Here is a 19,677-nt window from a genome sequence, read left to right as displayed (position 1 = left end):
GGCTGCCGTTCAAGCGCGGCGCCCGCAGTGTACCAATGGCGTATTTCGAGCCTGACGAAGTCGACGCGATGCTCAAGAGCATTGATCGCACTACCGACTCGTGGCGGCGCGACTATGCGTTGTTTGCGCTGATGTTCAATACCGGTGCTCGCGTGCAGGAGGTACTCGATCTGCAGGTACGCGACGTGAGAACCGAGCCGCCGCACCAAGTACGTCTGCGTGGCAAGGGCGGGAAGATTCGTTTATGCCCCATCTGGCCGCATACTGCGGCGCTGCTGCGGGAACTGGCTCAGCAGTCGGCACAGACCATAGCGCCGGAGGCGTTTCTGTTCACCAACCGCCACGGTGCCAAGCTTACGCGGTTCGGTGTTCGCTACCTGCTCAAGAAATATGTGGCAGCGGGTACACCGGCGGCCAACACCATGCGAGAGAAGCGACTTCATCCGCATTCGCTTCGACACGCCACAGCGGTTCATTTGCTCAAGGCTGGCGTTGACTTCGCCACAATTAGCCAGTGGCTGGGCCATGCGACGCTGAACACGACCATGGTCTATGCCCGGGTGGATTTGGACATCAAACGCCAAGCGCTTGCCCAGGTGTTCCCCGAAGTGTTGGCGTCGCCACGTGCCGGGCACCTGTCGCCGGCTGCGGTCGATGTGGTCGATTGGTTGAAACGGCTGTGAGTGGTTATGTGGAGTTCGGGCGGTTGGAGTCGGCGCAGCGCGCCATTTTTGCGGCTCAACTCCACATAACGGGGTGCGCAACATAAATCCAGTAATGTTGAGCTCAACATTACTGGACAACTGGGGTCTGGCTCCGTTTACCGCCGCGCAACGGCGCGACATGCTGGAACTGCTCGACGACCGTTACGGTCACCGCTCAACGCTGGTGACCAGCCAGATGCCGGTGGACAAGTGGCACGAGCTGATCGGCGATCCGACCTTGGCTGACGCAATCCTTGACCGGTTGGTGCACAACGCTTACCGCGTCGAACTGAAGGGCGAATCGATGCGCAGGCGCTCGACGAAATTGACGACAGCGGGTACTTCAGACTAACAATGCAAACCTGCGTCGCTACGCTCCGACTGCCCGGCCGGATAAGCGTGGAACAGGTGGCCGGATGATAGTGGAATGAGTGGCCGGATGGCGTGGAATCCGCAGGTATTGCTAAAGCAGGAAGGCAAATGCCCTCCGGACGTGGAGCAGCGACAGGTGAAGTACCTGAACAACGCTATTGAGTGCGATCATGGAAAACTAAAGCGCATAATCAATCCATTCCAATGCTGGGGTTCAAATCCCGTAAAACGGCGTATGCAACGATAAAAGGGATAGAGACCCTGCGAGCCCTTCGCAAAGGTCAGGCAGAATCCTGGTATTACGGGCACCCTCAGGCGAAGTGCGCCTGGTTAATAGGGTTTTCGGCCTCTGAGCCCTATTTGAAGAGCAAACCACAGCTCAGGATCCTATTTGCAACAGTGCCCCGGAACCAACCCCGAAACCACCGTTACGAATTTTCTGTTTCAGCTGCAGCCTTTAGGGCCACTCGGGCTCGGGTTTTACGCGTATTCAGCGCGCCTTTGGTCATCATCTTCGTCGGATCCAGCGGGTCCGGCACCATTGTCCGGTGATACCGCGTGCTTTTGGTAATCATCTTCGTCGGATCCTGCGGGTAATCCGGGTCCGGCACCTTTTCCTGACTCCGCACGCTTTGCGGTGCGTTTGACCTGATAAAAGCTGGATGGCCGAATCCTGGCGAAGGATTGAATGCTGCCGGATAGTGGCCAGCGTCGGATGTGGGCAGTGATTCATTCACCGGTGATGGGGGGCTCGCCTCAGGCCCGCGCCGCAAGTCTGAGGATCCAGCTTGCGCGTTTACCTGTCGGCGATCCGGTGCCAGGGCCAGATGGGGTAATCCTCTTGGCTGATTGTCGGTTGCCGGCCTTACTAGCTTGCTCGTGGTCGTGCTGCCCGATGGCAGGGCTGGCCCCGAGAAGCCCGACCGACTCTCTCCCTGATCCAAAGCACGAAGCCGTTGCGCTGCTTCATACGCATCCTTCTCATTACTCAATCTGCCTGCTATGACGGGTTTTAAGTCATCGAGCGTATAATCATTGTGGAGTCCGCGCTGAGCCCGCATCGAATTCAAATCATTCAGCATTTTCGGTGTGTTGTCGCGACGGAACGCCTCTAGCGACACTTTACTCAGATAGGTTCTTGAGTCAGGTGAAACCGACCTGCGCGGTGCTTCCCACTCGGTGGGCGGGGGGGCTGACTGCATCGAGGACCCGGAAGCAAGGTTTCGGCTTGCCTGGTACTGATCCACGTGCCGTTTCACGTCCTGTTCGGTGTACGCTGCGGGCTCTTTTGGCCCACCGCTTCGTTTAAAATCCGATTGCGGATACTCGGCTTCTAACTTTCTCTGGCCCCCAGGAGTGCGGAGGTCGTTGATGATCGTGGTGCGTTGCGAAATATCGGTCGTATTTTCTTCTGCCAGGTACGCGGCGAGGTATGCAGAATGTGGGGAAAGGGGGCGCACTTTTTTCTCCTTATGGGATAAGTAGCAGGCAGCTTCTGCGTAAGATCGTTAGACCGAATCCTACGGGCATAGGCATAGGCATAGGCATAGGCATAGGGCAGGGATGTTTGAATGGTCTGGGGGGCGAGTTGGGTTCCAGGGCGGGACAATCGACGGAGGGTGTAGAGTGCCGGAGTCCTCGGGTGGTGAGCTTTGTAGTCCGATGTACCGGCTGAAAGAAGGAATATTTAACATGAGTGCGTTTCTCGATGTATAGGAAATTCAATAATTCCTAACCAGGGTCATGAGCTGAAAAGGCATCATCGAGACTTTTCCAACGTGGCGTCGATGTCAGGGAAAAATGTTTTTCACCCATCGCCCGCGTCGAAAAAGGGGCCGAAAGCGACTTTTCTCTACCTTTTCCAGATTTCGGACGCACCTCTCCCGCATCAAGCCCGCACATACCTCATCCGCGCGATCGCGTGGGCATGGGTAACCAGCCCCTTCACTGTCAGCCCACTGATCGCCGCCGTGTACACCATCCGCGCGCCGCACAGCACGCAGCTGAACGGATCGACATTTAAAAACGCTTTCGCCATCTGTGCGAAATACAGCTTTGGCGTCGGCCCCGGCTTTGCCATCTTCAGGGCTTCGTATACCTGCGGCAGGTATTTCCCACACACCCGGTTGGCCAGAAAGCCGAAATAGCGGATCATCCGGAAATGCTTTTCCGGGATGTGCTGCACCCGGCGCAGCATGTCGGCCTGGCTCAGCGACTCCTGCTGATAGGTCTGCGTGCGGTGATCCAGGTAGGTGAAGCTCAGCGTCGCGCCCGATGTGTAATGCGCTAGGCGACTGCCCGAGATCGGAGGCTTCTTCAGGTAACGGCCCAGGTAATTCACGGTCTTTCGCCCGTTTTCCGTCTTCTTCGACCGGTAGATGTGCCAGTGCTGGCCACCCGCGGTGAGCACCAGGCGGCGCCAGTCGCTTTCGCAGGTGATGTGGGCCAGCTCTGGTGGTAGCGTGATCTGACCCCACTGCCCCAAAAGATAATTGCGCACATTCCACATCCAACGCTGGCGCATCGCCTTTTCGTGAAATGACAGGTTTTTCCAGACGCCCTGCCCATCCAGGCCACCAGCAGTCGCCGAGAGGTGCACGTGAGGGTGCCAGTTAAGCCGTCGGCCGTAGGTGTGGAGCGCGCCAAACAGCCCGATGCGCAAACCTCGCCGCCTGGCGGCATACAACAGGTTGTCCGCCGCCAGGCGGCACAGCGCATCGAGCAGAGCACGGTTGTGAAAGAACAGCGGCCACAGCGTGTCGGGCAGCGTAAACACCAGGTGGTACCAGGCGCAGTCGGGCAAGCGGTTGTGTTGGACGGCGATCCACTGATCGGTGGCTTTTTTGGTGCGCCAGGCATGGCGCGTTGCGCGCAAGCGCAACCAGTTTGGCTGTGGTGGCCACGCTGGTGACTTGGAGGTGAAAGTCCTCTACACACCCGGCAAGGGGAAGTGTTAGCCGGAGGCAAGGGTGTCGCGGGCGACTGCGAATCTGAAGGAAGCCCGAGGCAAAATGCTGGCCTGACGAACAGGAAGCGGATTAGGCGGTGCAGCGGGGTAAGGTAGCCAAAATTGCCAAAGCCCAATACTTGCACGGAACGCTGTGACGTAGATCCGACAGGCATAAGCAGGAAGGTCGCGCGAATTACCCTGGGAGATCTGTTTAGCCTGCCATGTGCTACCGGCGTCGCGAGATGGCGGGATGGGCGACAGAAGTCAGCAGAGGTCGTAGTAGACGCTCGAAACCGGAGCGATGAAGGGCTGAACCTGCCATGAGTGGATAGTCGGGTGTGATCTCTGTTGGATCGTAAAGCAGAAACTCCGCGTAGCGGGGGGCGAGACCATCAGGAGGTAGGAGCCGGAAGCTCCGAGGGCCGGTCTGGGCGCTTAGATACCGCAGGCGACACATCAACGGAACCAAACTCGCTGACGTTGTTTGTCAGTAGGCAGGAACCGCCGTATACGGAACCGTATGTACGGTGGTGTGAGAGGACGGCGGATGTAAATCCGCCTCCTACTCGATCCGCACGACGGACAGGCTCGGCAGTGGCAGGTGTTGCACCGGTATTTGACGTGCGGGCAGTGCCCATCGCCGCAGGTGCAGTGCTTCACGCCCAGGATCGAGGTGCCGCTGGCCAGCATTTTGCTCACCGATTCCACTTCGATGGCGTAGACCGCTGCCCTCCAGCAACCCTGGCCAGCCGCCGTTGGCCGTGAACAGGTTTTTCAAAGGCGGGGTTTGAAGCCAGCGGACCGGCTGGAACGGGCTATGGAGTGGCGTCGAGCGGTTAGGACAGTGCCCCTCACGTCAGCGGGCCATCCAGACTATTGTGGTCCACGCGCGGCCTGCAGCAGGGCATCGATGCGCGCCCTACTTGCCCCCAGTCCGGCGGCGCGCAGGGCGCTGGCGACTTGGTCACGACCTCTCAACGCCCCGTCGTCGTTGTGCAGGTGCGCGTTGATCTGAGCATCCGTGGCGCTGGACCGGAGCCGTGCCGCCCCGGCGGCCCGCAGCGCCGCCGCGATACGCCTATTATCTGCCCCCAATCCGGCGGCGTGCAGGGCGCTGGCGACGCCGCTGCGAGTTCTCAACGCCCCGTCGGTGTTGTGCAGGTGCGCGGTGATCTGCTCATCCGTGGCGCTTCGCAGACGCCGTGCCGACCCGGCGGCCTGCAGCTGGGCCGCGATGCGCGCGCTACCTGCCCCCAATCCGGCGGCGTGCAGGGCGCTGGCGACGTCCTTGTGAGTTCTCAACCCGTCGTCGTTGTGCAGGTGCGCGGTGATCTGATTATCCGTGGCGCCTCGCCGTTTTGGCGGCTGGCCTTCGGACGCTGCCCCCGACCGAGAGGACAGGGAGGGCACCTGGTAGGGTGCGCTGCTTACCGCATGAGCGGGCCGGTTCCGGCTAGACCCGGGAACACCTGTCGAGGCGCCGGCCGAGCCATCGTGGGAAAAGGCCATGCCCCGTGTACTGACCGAGGCACTCGACGGCAGCAGCGGACCTGAATTCCGAGGATTGTTTTGCCCCATCGTGGCTGGTGCCCGCTGGCCCCGTGAAGATTGCGCGGCTTGATAGCTGGAAATCGATGGTTGTTGTCCGCTTAAGACAGAGGATGCTTGACCATATGTCGAGGCAGGGAGCCTTCGCTTTTTACCCCCGCATGTGGAAGAGCTCGCCCTCGTTGCCTGGCTTGCCGAGGGGGCGGCCATCGCAGGGGTTGATTCAGGATCAGGGACATTGGAATGGAAGCCTGCATCCTCACCTGGCACCGGTTCGTTTGGCAGCTGACGCTTCAGGTTATCAATCTGCCGATCAACTGCGCCGTCCATGTTGGCCAGGGACGCTCTTTGTCCTTCTAGCTGCGCAATTTTCTGAAAGATATCCAGCCTATTTGCCGCAGGGCGTGCGCCCGTGTGGGTCGCTTGTGACGGTGCATTTTGTGGCAAGTTACGAGATTGTTCCATGTCCGGCATAGGGTAAACGTAACTGGGTGAGTAAGGCGATAGGGGGTGCATATAGTTGTTCCTGCGAAGTGCTGGGGGTGTCCAAATACGTAGAGCTAGTCTAAGAACTCACGCACAAGACGCATGTCTACGTCTTGTGAGTGGCTTAGCAAACGTAAAATGATTAAAAATAATTGGACGCAAGTGGGTTATCTAGATTATTGCGGTCCACGCGCGGCCTGCAGCTGGGCATCGATGCGCGCGCTACTTGCCCCCAGTCCGGCGGCGTGCAGGGCGCTGGCGACGTCCTTGTGAGTTCTCAACGACCCGTCGTCGTTGTGCAGGTGCGCGGTGATCTGCTCATCCGTGGCGCCGGGCAGGTGTCGTACCCCCCCGGCGGCCTGCCACAGGGCCGCGATGCGCGTGTTACCTGCTCCCAATCCGGCGGCGTGCAGGGCGCTGGCGACGGCACTTTGAGTTCTCAACGACCCGTCGGTGTTGTGCAGGTGCGCGGTGATCTGCTCATCCGTGGCGCCGCGCAGTTTCCGTGCCCCCCCGGCGGCCTGCAGCCGGGCCGTGATGCGCGATGTATCTGCCCCCAATCCGGCGGCGTGCAGGGCGCTGATGACGTCAGTTTGAGTTCTCAACGACCCGTCGTCGTTGTGCAGGTGCGCGTCGATCTGAGCATCCGTGGCGCCGCGCAGTTTCCGTGCCGACCCGGCGGCCTGCAGCTGGGCCGCGATGCGCGCGCTACCTGCCCCCAATCCGGCGGCGTGCAGGGCGCTGGCGACGCCGCTGCGAGTTCTCAACGCCCCGTCGGTGTTGTGCAGGTGCGCGGTGATCTGCTCATCCGTGGCGCCTCGCCGTTTTGGCGGCTGGCCTTCGGACGCTGCCCCCGACCGAGAGGACAGGGAGGGCACCTGGTAGGGTGCGCTGCTTACCGCATGAGCGGGCCGGTTCCGGCTAGACCCGGGAACACCTGTCGAGGCGCCGGCCGAGCCATCGTGGGAAAAGGCCATGCCCCGTGTACTGACCGAGGCACTCGACGGCAGCAGCGGACCTGAATTCCGAGGATTGTTTTGCCCCATCGTGGCTGGTGCCCGCTGGCCCCGTGAAGATTGCGCGGCTTGATAGCTGGAAATCGATGGTTGTTGTCCGCTTAAGACAGAGGATGGTTGACCATATGTCGAGCAGGGAGCCTTCGCTTTTTACCCCCGCATGTGGAAGAGCTCGCCCTCGTTGCCTGGCTTGCCGAGGGGGCGGCCATCGCAGGGGTTGATTCAGGATCAGGGACATTGGAATGGAAGCCTGCATCCTCACCTGGCACCGGTTCGTTTGGCAGCTGACGCTTCAGGTTATCAATCTGCCGATCAACTGCGCCGTCCATGTTGGCCAGGGACGCTCTTTGTCCTTCTAGCTGCGCAATTTTCTGAAAGATATCCAGCCTATTTGCCGCAGGGCGTGCGCCCGTGTGGGTCGCTTGTGACGGTGCATTTTGTGGCAAGTTACGAGATTGTTCCATGTCCGGCATAGGGTAAACGTAACTGGGTGAGTAAGGCGATAGGGGGTGCATATAGTTGTTCCTGCGAAGTGCTGGGGGTGTCCAAATACGTAGAGCTAGTCTAAGAACTCACGCACAAGACGCATGTCTACGTCTTGTGAGTGGCTTAGCAAACGTAAAATGATTAAAAATAATTGGACGCAAGTGGGTTATCTAGATTATTGCGGTCCACGCGCGGCCCGCAGCGCCGCCGCGATACGCCTATTATCTGCCCCCAATCCGGCGGCGTGCAGGGCGCTGGCGACGTCGCTCCGAGTTCTCAACGCCCCCTCGTCGTTGTGCAGGTGCGCGTCGATCTGAGCATCCGTGGCGCCGCGCAGTTTCCGTGCCCCCCGGCGGCCTGCAGCCGGGCCGTGATGCGCGATGTATCTGCCCCCAATCCGACGGCGTGCAGGGCGCTGGCGACGCCGCTGCGAGTTCTCAACGACCCGTCGTCTTATCTGAGGGAAGCTCCGAACTGATCGTTGCCCTGTTCGTACCAGTAGGAACCATTGGAATCAAGTCTGTAGCGGCCGCTGGGGGTAAAATAGGGGTTGGTGTTGTACTTGGCGCTCTATAGGGGCGAGAGGCTGTTGATTATGGGAAATATTAGGTTCCATCCGTTACAAGTTCCTTCCATTACATATAAATGCCAAGCCTATAAGGCCCAAGGGGGGGCCGAAGATTGGTTCATGACCGGGTGCTAGAGCTTTGAAAGAGCCAACGCAATGGTGCAGCTCCGCCTTGATCGGCTCATCCGAGGTGTTTTCGAGTTTGTGTCGCGTGACTTCGGAGGTTGCCGAAGCGCACACCGACTGCTCCACCCATAAAAACTTCTGGGAGAAATTGCGGAACTGGCCAGTAGTCATGAATGCCGGTATTACTACTTACCCCTCAGCTGCTGGACAGTGCCCAGAATGGATTCGTACCCGGCAAATGAACTGATTACAACTCTTCGGTCATTGGCGTAATGGAGAGGCAATATTGAACCCCGAGAAATAGCTGACCGCAGGCGTCCCATCGCCTTCATTGCGGTATTGTCCGAATTTGGCATACGCGTTGTCACTTCGGGTATCAAACATGGTCGAGATTCCGGATTTATCAAAAATGTCCTGTCCATTCTTCGTCACGCTGATCGAACCGTCGCCGATGTCGCGCTTGAAATCAATTTGAAAATCCGTCCACTTGCCCACGTCTTTGGAGGCGTCTCCAGGCTGGCCAATGTTGAACACTTTAGAGGGTGCATTGCTGGCGTCACTAGTTTTAAGGTGCAACTGATACTGGCCATCCAAGCACGCGGGCTGGGCTTGGCGTTGTTGTGGTCCAGCACCTGAAAGAAAGTGCCGTCGTTGTCTGCCTCACGCTTCATGCCAAAAGTAAAGCGGTAGGGCTGCCCTTCTTGCAATAGGGTTTCACTCTTGATTTCAGCCCGGGGACTGGTGGAATTTTGAGTGTAATGACCTTTGTTGAAACCCACCTTTATCACCTCGCCACGCTCCGGATCATTAGCCAAGGCAATCACATCCTGTGGCGACTTCTGCACGCTAAGCTGGTGGCCCAGTACAGGTGAAGCAGAGGGAACATTTCCCCTTCCCCCCGTCCTATTTGTGCCCGGACGAACACTTTCCTGCGTCGGGTCTTGAGTAGGCGCGCGCTCGTTACAACTGGCTTGGCGGCGACCCGTTTCGCCAAAGCTATCCGGCTGCGACGTACCTGCGTCGCTCATAATAGCTTGAAGACGCTTGATAAAATCGACGATAAGAGCAATGAACTGGGCCAACGGCTCCGACTGGGCTTTGCCACCCAGACAGCATGTGTGCGCATGCGGATCATTGCTCCTCCCTGAGAAGTCGACGTGCGATGCCCTTGGATTGCGTATAAACGAAACAGGTGAATCGGCGCCCTGAGCCGCACCACCCCAAGGCTGTCGAAGGCGCATATCCGCCTGCGCCGAACACAACGGGGGATGCTGCGAGCGGCTCGAATTTTAATCCTGTGGGATAGCCCTTGCATTCTAAAAAGTGGTGAGACACTAGGAACGAATGCAGTGAGCCCCCGGAGCTCTGCCAATCCCCATGCAGCACACATCAGATTTGGCAGCACGCAGTATCGCCGGACGTGAAGCCTCGGCTGGTCTCGGTCGTATGGCTGGGGCGGTAGGGGGGCGAGTTGGGCTCCAAAGCTGCATCTGGCGAACATTTTCCATACTGATCGTAATCGGTCGGACCTTGCCGGCCCATTTGATGATTACCCAACCGAGGTCGCGGATTTCCTTCTTGCGCGACTGACCGCCGGCCGCCTGGGAGTGGTGAGTACAGTCGGGCGAGAAATGGGCGAAGCCTACAGTTCGACCACGGCAGGCCTTAACGGGATCAACGCCCCACACATCCGTTTGATAGTGCTCAGCATGTGGGTGATTCGCAGCATGCATCGAGATGGCGGTCGGGTTGTGGTTGACACAAATGGTCACCGGCCTGTTCAAACCCATTTCCAACCCGGTCGAAGCGCCACCACCGCCAGCGAATAGGTCGACAATGATCCAATTGTCAGAGTCGTCGAGTGCCAGGCCGTACTGAGTTGAAAAATTGATGGTTGGGAATTTTTTGGGGAAAGAACTCATGCTGTAAACACCGCTGCCAGGCCAGAGGAGGGCGCGACGCCCGTTTCTGATCCAGATCTTCCATGCGTTCCCAAAACTGCAACTTCAATGGCTCTTCTGCGCGTAGTGCCGATTGGACCAAGCACCAGGAGCAAATCAGAAGTTTCGTTTTCTTCGTCGGGTGCGAGAATATCCGCATGATCTTTATGAGGAGTGATCCGTGGGCAGCATCAGGTTTTTTTGGATTTCTCGTTTGGGTTTGGGTCGTGGCGTTTTTGGGCTTTCCCGCGAGTCTATTCAGCTGCGATGGTGATCGAGGATGGAACCCTCATTGGCATGCCGCCGGAGGTTTGCCAATCACTCAATCTTCCAGTGGAGAATGCGCGCTGCAAATTCCGAGGAGCGTTACAAGGCACTCTGCGCCTCACCTGGGAAGTTGTAAGTGAAACGGGGTTGGCTGTGGAGTTGGAACAGGGCAAGTACCCACTCGCTTATGCAAAGTCGCGGGTCGCCGGTGGTAAGCCCACGGAGGTTGCTCTGTTCGTAGGGTTGGGGACTTTGCTGCTCCTCCCGCTTCTCCCGGAGGCGATGCTGTTTCTTCGCAGACGCCGGCCAGAGGGCGTTGGTAACGCGTAAGGTCTCTTTGCCTCGTTTATTGAAATAAATGCGACGTTTTCAAATTACTGCAGCAAAAAAGCCCGCAGCACACAAGGCCCAGTGAACGGCCCTGTGTGCTGCGGGCTTTCTTCCATTTTCCTAAGTGGCATTCAAACTAACCAACCTTGTCCTCCCCATAGACCGGAGGAGAGGGCGACTACCACTGCAGCGACAACCACTATCTGATGCAGCGACAGCTTGTCGCGAAAGTACATCCGCCGAATTTTCCCCATCATTTCCATGCTGATCACCCTGTGTTCTCCTACCCGGAAATTGAGCAGAAGCAGTTGAACACCTGGGTCAGTTTTCAGTCGGCAGAACAGCCTTTACTGGGTCAGTTTTCGGTCAGCGGCAACAGCCATACCCTCGATGACCAGCGCCACAAGGGTGGCGTAGCGCCGCTGTGGCTCGAACTTGGACAAGTCAGCAGGAGTCATCTGGCCACCTTCACGGGCGATCTTTAGCAAGCGATTTTGATGAACCAGCCGCTCGACCCCTGCGGGCAGATCAAAGGCCTGCCATGCTTTGAGGCGCTCGATATGTTCAAGCATGTGCCGCGAGTTTGGTTTAATCGGCGACTGGCGCAGCCAGGCCAACCAGGTGGCCTGACCTTTATCTCGGCGCTTGAGCAGGCCGTCGAGGCAACCGAGGTGTGTATTCGAAAGAGGCTCGGACAAGGTTTCGTAAATGCGCCGGTTGGCACCGGTGATTGCCTCAGCACAAATGCGCTCGATGACGCTTAGTGATGGAAGCAGTATGTTCTTTTGTCGTAACCCTTCGACCAATTCCGTCGCTAACACGAAGCCTTTATCGGACTGCCATGCCAATTCATCCAGGCTATGAACACAGGGACGATAGTGCCGTGTTGTGAATGGCTGAAATTCAAAAAGCGCTTGTAATTCCAATAGGTGCTCGCGACGCGTCTCGGCGCGTTGCCCATAGTCCGCCCATGCTTCAGGTGGCACCTTCAACTGCGTGGCCACCAGGTGCAGCAATGGCGCGAATGGTTCTTCATCCACCGCAAGTGTTACGCCGGGATAGCGCATCTAACAGAGTTGTACAGCGAAGCCCAGCCGATTCGCAGACCCGCGCCGTTGACCAATGAGGGTCAGATCGGCGTCGCTGAAAGAGTAGTGAAGAATCAGGTCATCTTTGGAGTCTGGCAACGCCAGTAAGCTTTCCCCCTCGGCGAGGGCAAGAATCGAACGACGTGGCATACAGTCTCCTTTCTCATAAGTTTGTGGGCACGGTAAAGTGATCGACCTAAGACGTCTATTAATTCGGTTATCGACATTTCATAGACGGACGATCTATAAATCGATTTATGAGACATTTTTACCATGCGACTTTTTGGTTATGCCCGCGTATCCACCAGTCAACAGTCCCTTGATGTACAGATAAAAGCGCTCAAGGCTGAAAACGTCAGAGCAACCCGAATTTTTACCGACAAGGTATCTGGCAGTCACACGAACCGCGAAGGCCTAAAAATGCTTCGGCTCAAGGTCGAAGAAGGCGATGTGGTCCTGGTAAAAAAGCTCGACCGGCTCGGTCGCGATACCGCGGACATGATCCAGCTCATTAAGGAGTTCGACGACATGGGCGTGGCCATCCGCTTTTTGGATGACGGCATCAGCACAGAGGGAACCATGGGCAAAATGGTGGTGACCATCCTGTCAGCTGTGGCTCAGGCCGAACGCCTGCGGATACTGGAACGCACCAACGAAGGCCGTTTGGAAGCAAAGGCCAAGGGCGTGAAGTTTGGCCGTAAGCCTACGGTGGACAAGATTAAAGTTCTCGCGCTGCGAGATCAGGGGATAGGTGCGATGGAGATTGCCAGGCAGCTGAAGATTGGTCGCTCGACGGTCTACAAAGCGCTGGCATCGTGAATTGATGACCGGCTTCATGCTTAACGTACATTAAATTCCGTTTTCTGAGGCGACCCCCCATAGCGTTTACGGTAGCGTTTTCGACGGTGTCGAAGATACGTATACAGCTCGCCGCCGCCCCGTTTGTCGGTAGCAATAAACCGATAAATCCACTCATGACTGACCGTCTGATCCGGCCTCTCTTGCTTCAACCGATGAGCAATCTGTTCCGGGCTCATCCCATGCTTGAGCCATATTGCCAAGTGATGGCTCAGCCAGATGAGCGACTTGCAAAACTTGCGCGCTCCGGCTCGCCGGGCATCACTTTCATGGGTCGCACAAACCGCCAGGTAACTCTTTTCAGGGCTGTTACGGCGAACCTCACGGCTGATCGTCGAAGGATGCACACCCACCTGTTTAGCAATACTGGCTTGGCTCTCTTTGGCCCTCAGGCCTGCCTCAATCTGGTAACGTTGGCCCTGAGTCAGCTGCCGGTAAGGCGTGGTCATCTGCGCTTGAATCCTTTGGTGTGAGAGCTTGGATTCTACCGGTGGCGGGCTCTCTGCCTCTCGTTTCAAGCGTTTCAAGCGTTTCACTTATTCTATGAATTCAGGGATTAATAACAGGCTCCACTGCAAGAAATCTTTTGCCTGTCATATTTCTCTTTGTTTTGTGAAGGGCTGCGGCAAAATCTGAGTGCAACACCTGACCTTTCCGGTACGGTGCAGACCCTATGTCTTATTCCGAACTCAGCGTTGAAGAGCGCGCCACCATTCAAATCGGTCATGCCCAAGGCTTCAGCCTGCGTAGGATTGCCTGCTTGATCACCCGATCCCCTTCGACCATCAGCCGGGAGCTGCGCCGCAATCGAGATGCCTGCGGCGGCTACTCGGCCCGTGTGGCCCAGCGGCAGATGCAGGCCCGCCGCCAGGTTTGTCGACCGATGCGAAAGCTGTTGCCGGGTAGCGAGCGCTTCAAGTTGGTGGCTCATATGCTGCGTGAGCGTTTGTCTCCCGAGCAGATTGCCGGCAAGCTGCGCAGCATGAACATTCCCAGCCTCAGAGATGCCTACGTCTGTCGCGAGACGATCTATAACGATCTATGCCTTGCCGGTCGGCGAGCTGCGTAAGGAGCTGATCATCTGTCTGCGCCAAAGCAAGACAACACGCAGGCCGCGCTCTGGTGGCGTGGATCGGCGCGGCCAGATTCCCGAGATGGTCAGCATCCATGTGCGTCCGCCGGAGATTGACGACCGTCTGATGCCGGGGCATTGGGAAGGCGACCTGATCAAGGGTAAGGCCAACGCCTCGTCCGTAGGCACGTTGGTGGAGCGCACCAGTGGCTACTGATGCTGGTGAAGATGAATGATGCGACGGCAACCTCGGCGATGGAGGGCTTCAGTGCAGCGCTCAATGGCATGCCACTGGCAATGCGCAAGAGCATGACCTACGACCAGGGCCGGGAGATGGCGCGACACGCCGAGATCACCCAGAAAACCGGCATCGCGATTTACTTCTGCGACCCGCACAGCCCCTGGCAGCGCGGCAGTAACGAAAACATCAATGGCCTGATCCGCCAGTACCTGCCCAAGGGCACGGACTTGTCGGGACACAGCCAGGAAGAACTGGATGCCATTGCCTTGCAACTGAATATGCGCCCCCGTAAACGCTTCGATTTCAAATGTCCGATCGAAATGATGAGTGAGGTGATGCAAAAGGCCATGGCTATGCGGCACGATGCGCCCACTTCAATCCAATAACCGTGTTGCACTCAGCTCCTGCAACCGCCACGCTATTAGCCATGGCGCCTCATTCCCGTACTCTCTCCCAAATAACGTTAAAATGTAGTGGTCTAATGAAACCGGACACCCATTTAGGCGAGAATGCTCGCCAGATCGAGGTGTCAAATGACCAAACAACGCCGTTCCTTTTCTGCTGAATTCAAACGCGAGGCTGCCGACCTCGTGCTCAAGCAAAACTACAGCTACATCGAAGCCAGCCGTTCACTCGGCGTCGGCGAATCGGCGCTACGCCGTTGGGTTGAGCAGGTTCAAAAGGAACGCCAAGGCGTCACCCCGCAAAGCAAAGCACTGACCCCGGAGCAGCAGAAAATCCAGGAGCTGGAAGCTCGGATTGCCCGCCTTGAACGGGAAAAATCGATATTAAAAAAGGCTACCGCGCTCTTGATGTCGGAAGATCACGAGCGTACGCGCTGATCAATCAGCTTAGCGTCCATGAGCCGATTGATTGGCTGTGCAAAGTATTTGAAGTCACCCGCTCGTGTTACTACGCCCAGCGTCTCAAGCGCCGAACTCCCGATGTCGAGCGGCTTCGGCTGCGTAGTCGGGTCAATGAGTTGTTCACAGAAAGCCGTAGTGCTGCGGGCAGCCGCAGCATCTTGTCGCTGATGCAGGAAGACGGTGAACAACTGGGGCGGTTCAAAGTACGCAGTTTGATGCGTGAGCTTGACCTCGTGAGCAAGCAGCCAGGATCTCATGCCTATAAACGAGCGACGGTTGAACGACTGGATATCCCGAATACGTTAAATAGGGAGTTCAATGTCCCAGCACCCAATCAGGTCTGGTGCGGCGACATTACTTACATCTGGGCTCAGGGAAAATGGCATTACCTGGCTGTGGTGCTGGATCTTTGCGCGCGCCGGGTGGTGGGCTGGGCGTTGTCGGAAAAGCCGGACGCCGAGCTGGTTATCAAGGCATTGGATATGGCTTACGAACAACGAGGAAAGCCACAGGGCCTGTTGTTTCACTCGGATCAAGGGTCGCAGTATGCAAGTCGTTTATTTCGCCAAAGATTATGGCGATACCGCATGCGTCAGAGCATGAGTCGACGTGGAAACTGTTGGGATAACGCGCCAATGGAGCGTGTGTTCCGCAGCTTGAAAACTGAATGGATACCGACCGTGGGCTACCGAACGACCCAAGAGGCCCAGCGCGACATCAGTCATTTTTTGATGCATCGGTACAACTGGATTCGGCCCCATCAATTCAATGATGGGCTCGCGCCAGCTCAGGCCGAGAAAAAACTTAACGTCGTGTCCGGGATTAGTTGACCACTACAAAAACACATGCCTTCAGCCTTTAACCTGTAGATCGTAGGCAATCCGTCCTGCGGGCAAGAAGAAGAACGCAATCAGCGCGCCATTCTTGACTTCTGGATAATGATGGCTACCGGGAGATGGCGCAGTCCAACCTGCACCTTGCCATCCGTTGGGCCCAGCAAGTACAGCGTGCTCATCAAGGGGAATGACCATATTCAATTCACCATATGGATGACGGTGATAGTCACCCCGGAATGTACGCTCCAAGTTGTCCAACTCGTGTCCCTTACTGTCCATGAACACGGTAGTGATGCTGAAATAAAAAGTCTCAGCGCAAGGTTCACACAGCCGGCTGCGACGATAGTGCGGCCCACTGATTTCAGTGTTTGCCGCCCAGCCTTGCGCAACACCTTCAATGACTAGCTCCGCTATTACCTGGTAAGTTTCTGTTTCAGGACCGTAGACTTCGTTCAACCATTGTTCAATATCTGTGCTAGCCGTCTTATCTTTTATCTTAGAAAGAAATTCGATGCACAAGTTTATCAGCTCTTCTCGCTTACTCATTAACCGTCACTCTTTTTCTCATTTTTTAAACCTTCGCACATACTCCTCCCAAAAAGAAGGGAACTTCCTGCACGGTGAAAATGCAAAATATGCATGAGCTTACGACTTTTAAGCTTGCCAGCGAGACATTTCTAGACTCCAATCTCCAGCTGGTCAGCTCTGCAGCCTCCGAGATATTTCCTATGATCGCCTTTGACAAGCTGGACCTAAACTTGATTAGGGTTTTCGATGCTGTCATGGAGGAGCGCAGCGTCCTTCGCGCTAGCCAACGATTACATTTAAGCCAGTCCGCCGTCAGCCATGCCCTGTCTCGATTGCGCGATAGCCTGAACGAAGAAATTTTCGTCCGTACAGGTAAAGGGATGACGCCAACGAGCTATGCGTTCGAAATCAGCGTTCCGCTTCGTGCCGCCTTACACAGTATAAGTCTCGCCTTAAGCCCGGCCGATTCGGCCTTCAAACCGAAAAGTGTCAAGCGTTCCTTTGTGATAGCGGCGAACGACTACGTGTCGGCAACACTGCTACCGCGACTCAATCGTCGATTAGCAACATTGGCACCAGGTATCAACTTGATGATTACACCCTCGACGCGACTAGACTTGGCGGAACAGATTGACCTTGGCCGAATAGACGTTGCGATCGGCACATTTCGCAGTATCCCAGATCGGCTGCGGTCGCTACTGCTGCTTTTGCAGGACGAAGTGCTTGTTTGCAGTGGTGTTCACCCAACTGGTGACAACGAGGTGCGACTTCAAGACATGGCCGAGTTTCCTTTGGCCGTGGTCTCGCTGGGTGCGGAAGGCGCCCATAGCGCCTACATTCTTGAGCGTGGATTGGCGCGTCAGGCAGAGATGTATGATCGCGAGGCGCTAGAGCGTGCACTCGCGGGGGCGGGATTATCAGTGCGCAGGCAAATTGTGCTGCCGCATTTCCTCGCATTGCCGATGCTACTGGAGGACAGTGAGTTGCTTGCGATCATTCCGCAGCCTTTGGCCAAGACATTTGCCCGAAGTCTGGGCTTTAAAATCAAATCGCTGCCTTACCCTGTTACCCGTCAGCGACTTGACATGATCTGGCACATGAATAATGACAACGATACTGCCCAACGCTGGCTACAAGAGCAAATCAGTGCGGCCGCGCTGGACACTAGTCAATCTCAGGATTGAGCAAGGCTGCTGTCGACAAGTTATAGCTCGACGCTTCAGGTTTTTTTCAACACCTCAGAGAACTTGACCAACGCCGCGCCGACGGCCTTCACTTCCTGATCCACTTCAGCATTGATCAGTCTACTGTCTTCGGCAAATGCCAAGTGAGCGGCCCCCAGACTGAAGGTTTGAGGAATAACCACCGACCCAAGCTTTTCCAGGACGCCACGGATAGCGAGGGTTGACCGCAAACCGCCCATAGGTCCCGGTGAAGCGGAAATCACCGCCGAGGCCTTGTTTGCAAAAAAAGCCAAACCCGAAACCTTTGCTGGCGTAGGTCTACTAAGCCAATCTATAGCGTTTTTCAACAATGCCGTGTAGCCGCCGTTGTAGTCCGGTGACGCCAAAAGTAGTGAATCGTGCTCACTCAACAGCTGTTGTAACTCCAGAGCGTAAGGCGGAACACCCTGCACTCGCTCCAAATCGCTGTTGAAAAATGGCAAAGGAAATTGCCCAGTGACACCACTGTGACTTCAGCGCCCGCCGCCCGAGCACCTTCCACGGCGACGTTCAAAAGTTTTTGATTCAGCGACCCTTCGCGGGTACTACCCGATAGTGCAAGAACTTTGACTGCCATGCTGATCTGCGCCTCATATTGCCGTGTGTGAAATATCATTCACTTGGCGGCGGCAAAAACTGAGTGCAACACCTGACCTTTCCGGTACGGTGTAGCCCCTATGTCTTATTCCGAACTCAGCGTTGAAGAGCGCGCCACCATTCAAATCGGTCATGCCCAAGGCTTCAGCCTGCGTAGGATTGCCTGCTTGATCACCCGATCCCTTTCGACCATCAGCCGGGAGCTGCGCCGCAATCGAGATGCCTGCGGCGGCTACTCGGCCCGTGTGGCCCAGCGGCAGATGCAGGCCCGCCGCCAGGTTTGTCGACCGATGCGAAAGCTGTTGCCGGGTAGCGAGCGCTTCAAGTTGGTGGCTCATATGCTGCGTGAGCGTTTGTCCCCGCGCAGATTGCCGGCAAGCTGCGCAGCATGAACATTCCCAGCCTCAGAGATGCCTACGTCTGTCGCGAGACGATCTATAACGATCTATGCCTTGCCGGTCGGCGAGCTGCGTAAGGAGCTGATCATCTGTCTGCGCCAAAGCAAGACAACACGCAGGCCGCGCTCTGGTGGCGTGGATCGGCGCGGCCAGATTCCCGAGATGGTCAGCATCCATGTGCGTCCGCCGGAGATTGACGACCGTCTGATGCCGGGGCATTGGGAAGGCGACCTGATCAAGGGTAAGGCCAACGCCTCGTCCGTAGGCACGTTGGTGGAGCGCACCAGTGGCTACCTGATGCTGGTGAAGATGAATGATGCGACGGCAACCTCGGCGATGGAGGGCTTCAGTGCAGCGCTCAATGGCATGCCACTGGCACCCAGAAAACCGGCATCGCGATTTACTTCTGCGACCCGCACAGCCCCTGGCAGCGCGACAGTAACGAAAACATCAATGGCCTGATCCGCCAGTACCTGCCCAAGGGCACGGACTTGTCGGGACACAGCCAGGAAGAACTGGATGCCATTGCCTTGCAACTGAATATGCGCCCCCGTAAACGCTTCGATTTCAAATGTCCGATCGAAATGATGAGTGAGGTGATGCAAAAGGCCATGGCTATGCGGCACGATGCGCCCACTTCAATCCAATAACCGTGTTGCACTCAGCTCCTGCAACCGCCCCTATCCCCCAAATTCCAGCTCCGCGTTCGCGCCTCTTCAAAGTTGGCCAAGGTTACGGTCGGCCGTCCGGTGCTTGGGGTAGAAGATTGGCCTGTTTCCACTCCAGTTCTAGCAGTGGAAGCACCAGGATCAAGGATGGTGGTTCGCCGCCTGCCCCCGGGCGCGACGACCGTCACGTTGACTGATGGTGGCAGACCTTGTGCGGCGGCTGAGTTCGGCGTGTTCTTTAGGACTCAGGACAATATCTTGGGCGCCCATCGGTTCGCCTCTGATGGTGTGATGACCGAGAAAGCATAGCTAATATTGCGGAGAATTTACTTCGAGACAGGACACTAGTTGGCTAAAGCCGCCTGGTGGTTTGTCGACCTTCTCCTCGGACGGATGTACTTGTTCGTTTGTCAAAGGCAAAAGTGGTTGGAGGTATCGAATATCAGAAAACTTCACCTACGGATTCTCCGCGAGCACGAACAAGACATGCTGACAGCCATCCCTGGACA

General features: G+C 56.8%; 10 protein-coding genes and 10 pseudogenes. 8 read left to right on the top strand and 12 right to left on the bottom strand.

The annotated features are described in order from the left end of the window. The first annotated feature begins 35 nt into the window (after positions 1 to 35). The 3 genes and pseudogenes from PSH88_RS19550 to PSH88_RS19540 all read left to right on the top strand — a co-directional run. A complete protein-coding gene (locus PSH88_RS19550; protein ID WP_305422157.1) occupies positions 36 to 683 on the top strand; it encodes a tyrosine-type recombinase/integrase in 648 nt (215 codons plus the stop codon). Between the two features lie 109 nt (positions 684 to 792). Beyond that, a pseudogene (locus PSH88_RS19545) lies at positions 793 to 1,056 on the top strand (ATP-binding protein); the annotation flags it as partial. Between the two features lie 111 nt (positions 1,057 to 1,167). After that, a pseudogene (locus PSH88_RS19540) lies at positions 1,168 to 1,429 on the top strand (DDE-type integrase/transposase/recombinase); the annotation flags it as partial. A gap of 75 nt (positions 1,430 to 1,504) precedes the next feature. On the opposite strand, the gene PSH88_RS19535 reads toward PSH88_RS19540, so the two are convergent. The 9 genes and pseudogenes from PSH88_RS19535 to PSH88_RS19500 form a co-directional block, all read right to left on the bottom strand. Then, the gene (locus PSH88_RS19535; protein WP_305483324.1) at positions 1,505 to 2,536 is read right to left on the bottom strand and encodes a hypothetical protein; all 1,032 of its coding nucleotides are present in this window, start codon (positions 2,534 to 2,536) and stop codon (positions 1,505 to 1,507) included. Between the two features lie 428 nt (positions 2,537 to 2,964). Continuing rightward, positions 2,965 to 3,921 (bottom strand): annotated as a pseudogene (locus PSH88_RS19530) (IS91 family transposase); the annotation flags it as partial. Positions 3,922 to 4,596: 675 nt separating this feature from the next. Continuing rightward, positions 4,597 to 4,804 (bottom strand): annotated as a pseudogene (locus tag PSH88_RS19525) (transposase zinc-binding domain-containing protein); the annotation flags it as partial. Positions 4,805 to 4,899: 95 nt separating this feature from the next. Further along, positions 4,900 to 5,436, bottom strand: a complete 537-nt coding sequence (locus PSH88_RS19520; RefSeq protein ID WP_305422155.1) for a hypothetical protein — start codon at positions 5,434 to 5,436, stop codon at positions 4,900 to 4,902. 800 nt (positions 5,437 to 6,236) lie between these two features. Continuing rightward, positions 6,237 to 6,938, bottom strand: a complete 702-nt coding sequence (locus PSH88_RS19515) for a hypothetical protein (RefSeq protein ID WP_305483322.1) — start codon at positions 6,936 to 6,938, stop codon at positions 6,237 to 6,239. Positions 6,939 to 8,517: 1,579 nt separating this feature from the next. After that, a complete protein-coding gene (locus PSH88_RS30535; RefSeq protein ID WP_370694709.1) occupies positions 8,518 to 8,790 on the bottom strand; it encodes a heparin lyase I family protein in 273 nt (90 codons plus the stop codon). After that, the gene (locus tag PSH88_RS19510; RefSeq protein ID WP_305422153.1) at positions 8,685 to 9,338 is read right to left on the bottom strand and encodes a hypothetical protein; all 654 of its coding nucleotides are present in this window, start codon (positions 9,336 to 9,338) and stop codon (positions 8,685 to 8,687) included. The genes PSH88_RS30535 and PSH88_RS19510 overlap by 106 nt, the downstream gene beginning before the upstream one ends. A 390-nt stretch (positions 9,339 to 9,728) precedes the next feature. Further along, positions 9,729 to 10,178, bottom strand: a pseudogene (locus PSH88_RS19505) (DNA cytosine methyltransferase); the annotation flags it as partial. 980 nt (positions 10,179 to 11,158) lie between these two features. Next, a pseudogene (locus tag PSH88_RS19500) lies at positions 11,159 to 12,031 on the bottom strand (DUF4158 domain-containing protein); the annotation flags it as partial. 123 nt (positions 12,032 to 12,154) lie between these two features. Between PSH88_RS19500 and PSH88_RS19495 the strand changes: the two are divergent. Beyond that, a complete protein-coding gene (locus PSH88_RS19495; RefSeq protein ID WP_305422152.1) occupies positions 12,155 to 12,700 on the top strand; it encodes a recombinase family protein in 546 nt (181 codons plus the stop codon). Positions 12,701 to 12,723: 23 nt separating this feature from the next. Here PSH88_RS19495 and PSH88_RS19490 read toward each other — a convergent pair. After that, a pseudogene (locus tag PSH88_RS19490) lies at positions 12,724 to 13,188 on the bottom strand (IS30 family transposase); the annotation flags it as partial. A 224-nt stretch (positions 13,189 to 13,412) separates the two neighbouring features. On the opposite strand from PSH88_RS19490, the pseudogene PSH88_RS30530 reads away from it, so the two are divergent. Both PSH88_RS30530 and PSH88_RS19480 read left to right on the top strand, forming a co-directional pair. Then, positions 13,413 to 14,438: pseudogene (locus PSH88_RS30530) on the top strand (IS30 family transposase). Positions 14,439 to 14,585: 147 nt separating this feature from the next. Beyond that, positions 14,586 to 15,748 (top strand): IS3 family transposase gene (locus tag PSH88_RS19480; protein WP_305422150.1). Its coding sequence is split into 2 segments (ribosomal slippage): positions 14,586 to 14,841 and positions 14,841 to 15,748, totalling 1,164 coding nucleotides; the frame shifts between segments, so codons are not numbered across the junction. Positions 15,749 to 15,769: 21 nt separating this feature from the next. Here PSH88_RS19480 and PSH88_RS19475 read toward each other — a convergent pair. Beyond that, on the bottom strand, positions 15,770 to 16,300 hold the full coding sequence (locus PSH88_RS19475) for a 4-hydroxylaminobenzoate lyase (protein WP_305422149.1): 531 nt from the start codon (positions 16,298 to 16,300) through the stop codon (positions 15,770 to 15,772). A gap of 80 nt (positions 16,301 to 16,380) precedes the next feature. Here PSH88_RS19475 and PSH88_RS19470 point away from each other — a divergent pair, with 80 nt between their 5' ends. Further along, positions 16,381 to 17,466, top strand: a complete 1,086-nt coding sequence (locus tag PSH88_RS19470; RefSeq protein WP_305427028.1) for a LysR family transcriptional regulator — start codon at positions 16,381 to 16,383, stop codon at positions 17,464 to 17,466. A 35-nt stretch (positions 17,467 to 17,501) separates the two neighbouring features. Here the strand turns inward: PSH88_RS19470 and PSH88_RS19465 are convergent. Then, positions 17,502 to 18,082, bottom strand: a pseudogene (locus PSH88_RS19465) (NADPH-dependent FMN reductase). A gap of 100 nt (positions 18,083 to 18,182) precedes the next feature. Between PSH88_RS19465 and PSH88_RS30525 the strand changes: the two are divergent. Continuing rightward, positions 18,183 to 19,150: pseudogene (locus PSH88_RS30525) on the top strand (IS30 family transposase). The last annotated feature ends 527 nt before the right edge of the window (positions 19,151 to 19,677 follow it).

Source organism: Pseudomonas wuhanensis (assembly GCF_030687395.1).
GTDB lineage: Bacteria > Pseudomonadota > Gammaproteobacteria > Pseudomonadales > Pseudomonadaceae > Aquipseudomonas > Aquipseudomonas wuhanensis.
The sequence above is the reverse complement of the archived record's forward strand: the minus strand, read 5'-3'. Positions and strand labels throughout refer to the sequence as shown.

Excerpts from the sequence above, each read along its gene's own strand:
- PSH88_RS19550 (WP_305422157.1), top strand. The coding sequence starts at position 36 with ATGGCGTATTTCGAGCCTGACGAAGTCGACGCGATGCTCAAGAGCATT.
- PSH88_RS19495 (WP_305422152.1), top strand. The coding sequence starts at position 12,155 with ATGCGACTTTTTGGTTATGCCCGCGTATCCACCAGTCAACAGTCCCTT.
- PSH88_RS19475 (WP_305422149.1), bottom strand. The coding sequence starts at position 16,300 with ATGAGTAAGCGAGAAGAGCTGATAAACTTGTGCATCGAATTTCTTTCT.
- PSH88_RS19470 (WP_305427028.1), top strand. The coding sequence starts at position 16,381 with ATGCAAAATATGCATGAGCTTACGACTTTTAAGCTTGCCAGCGAGACA.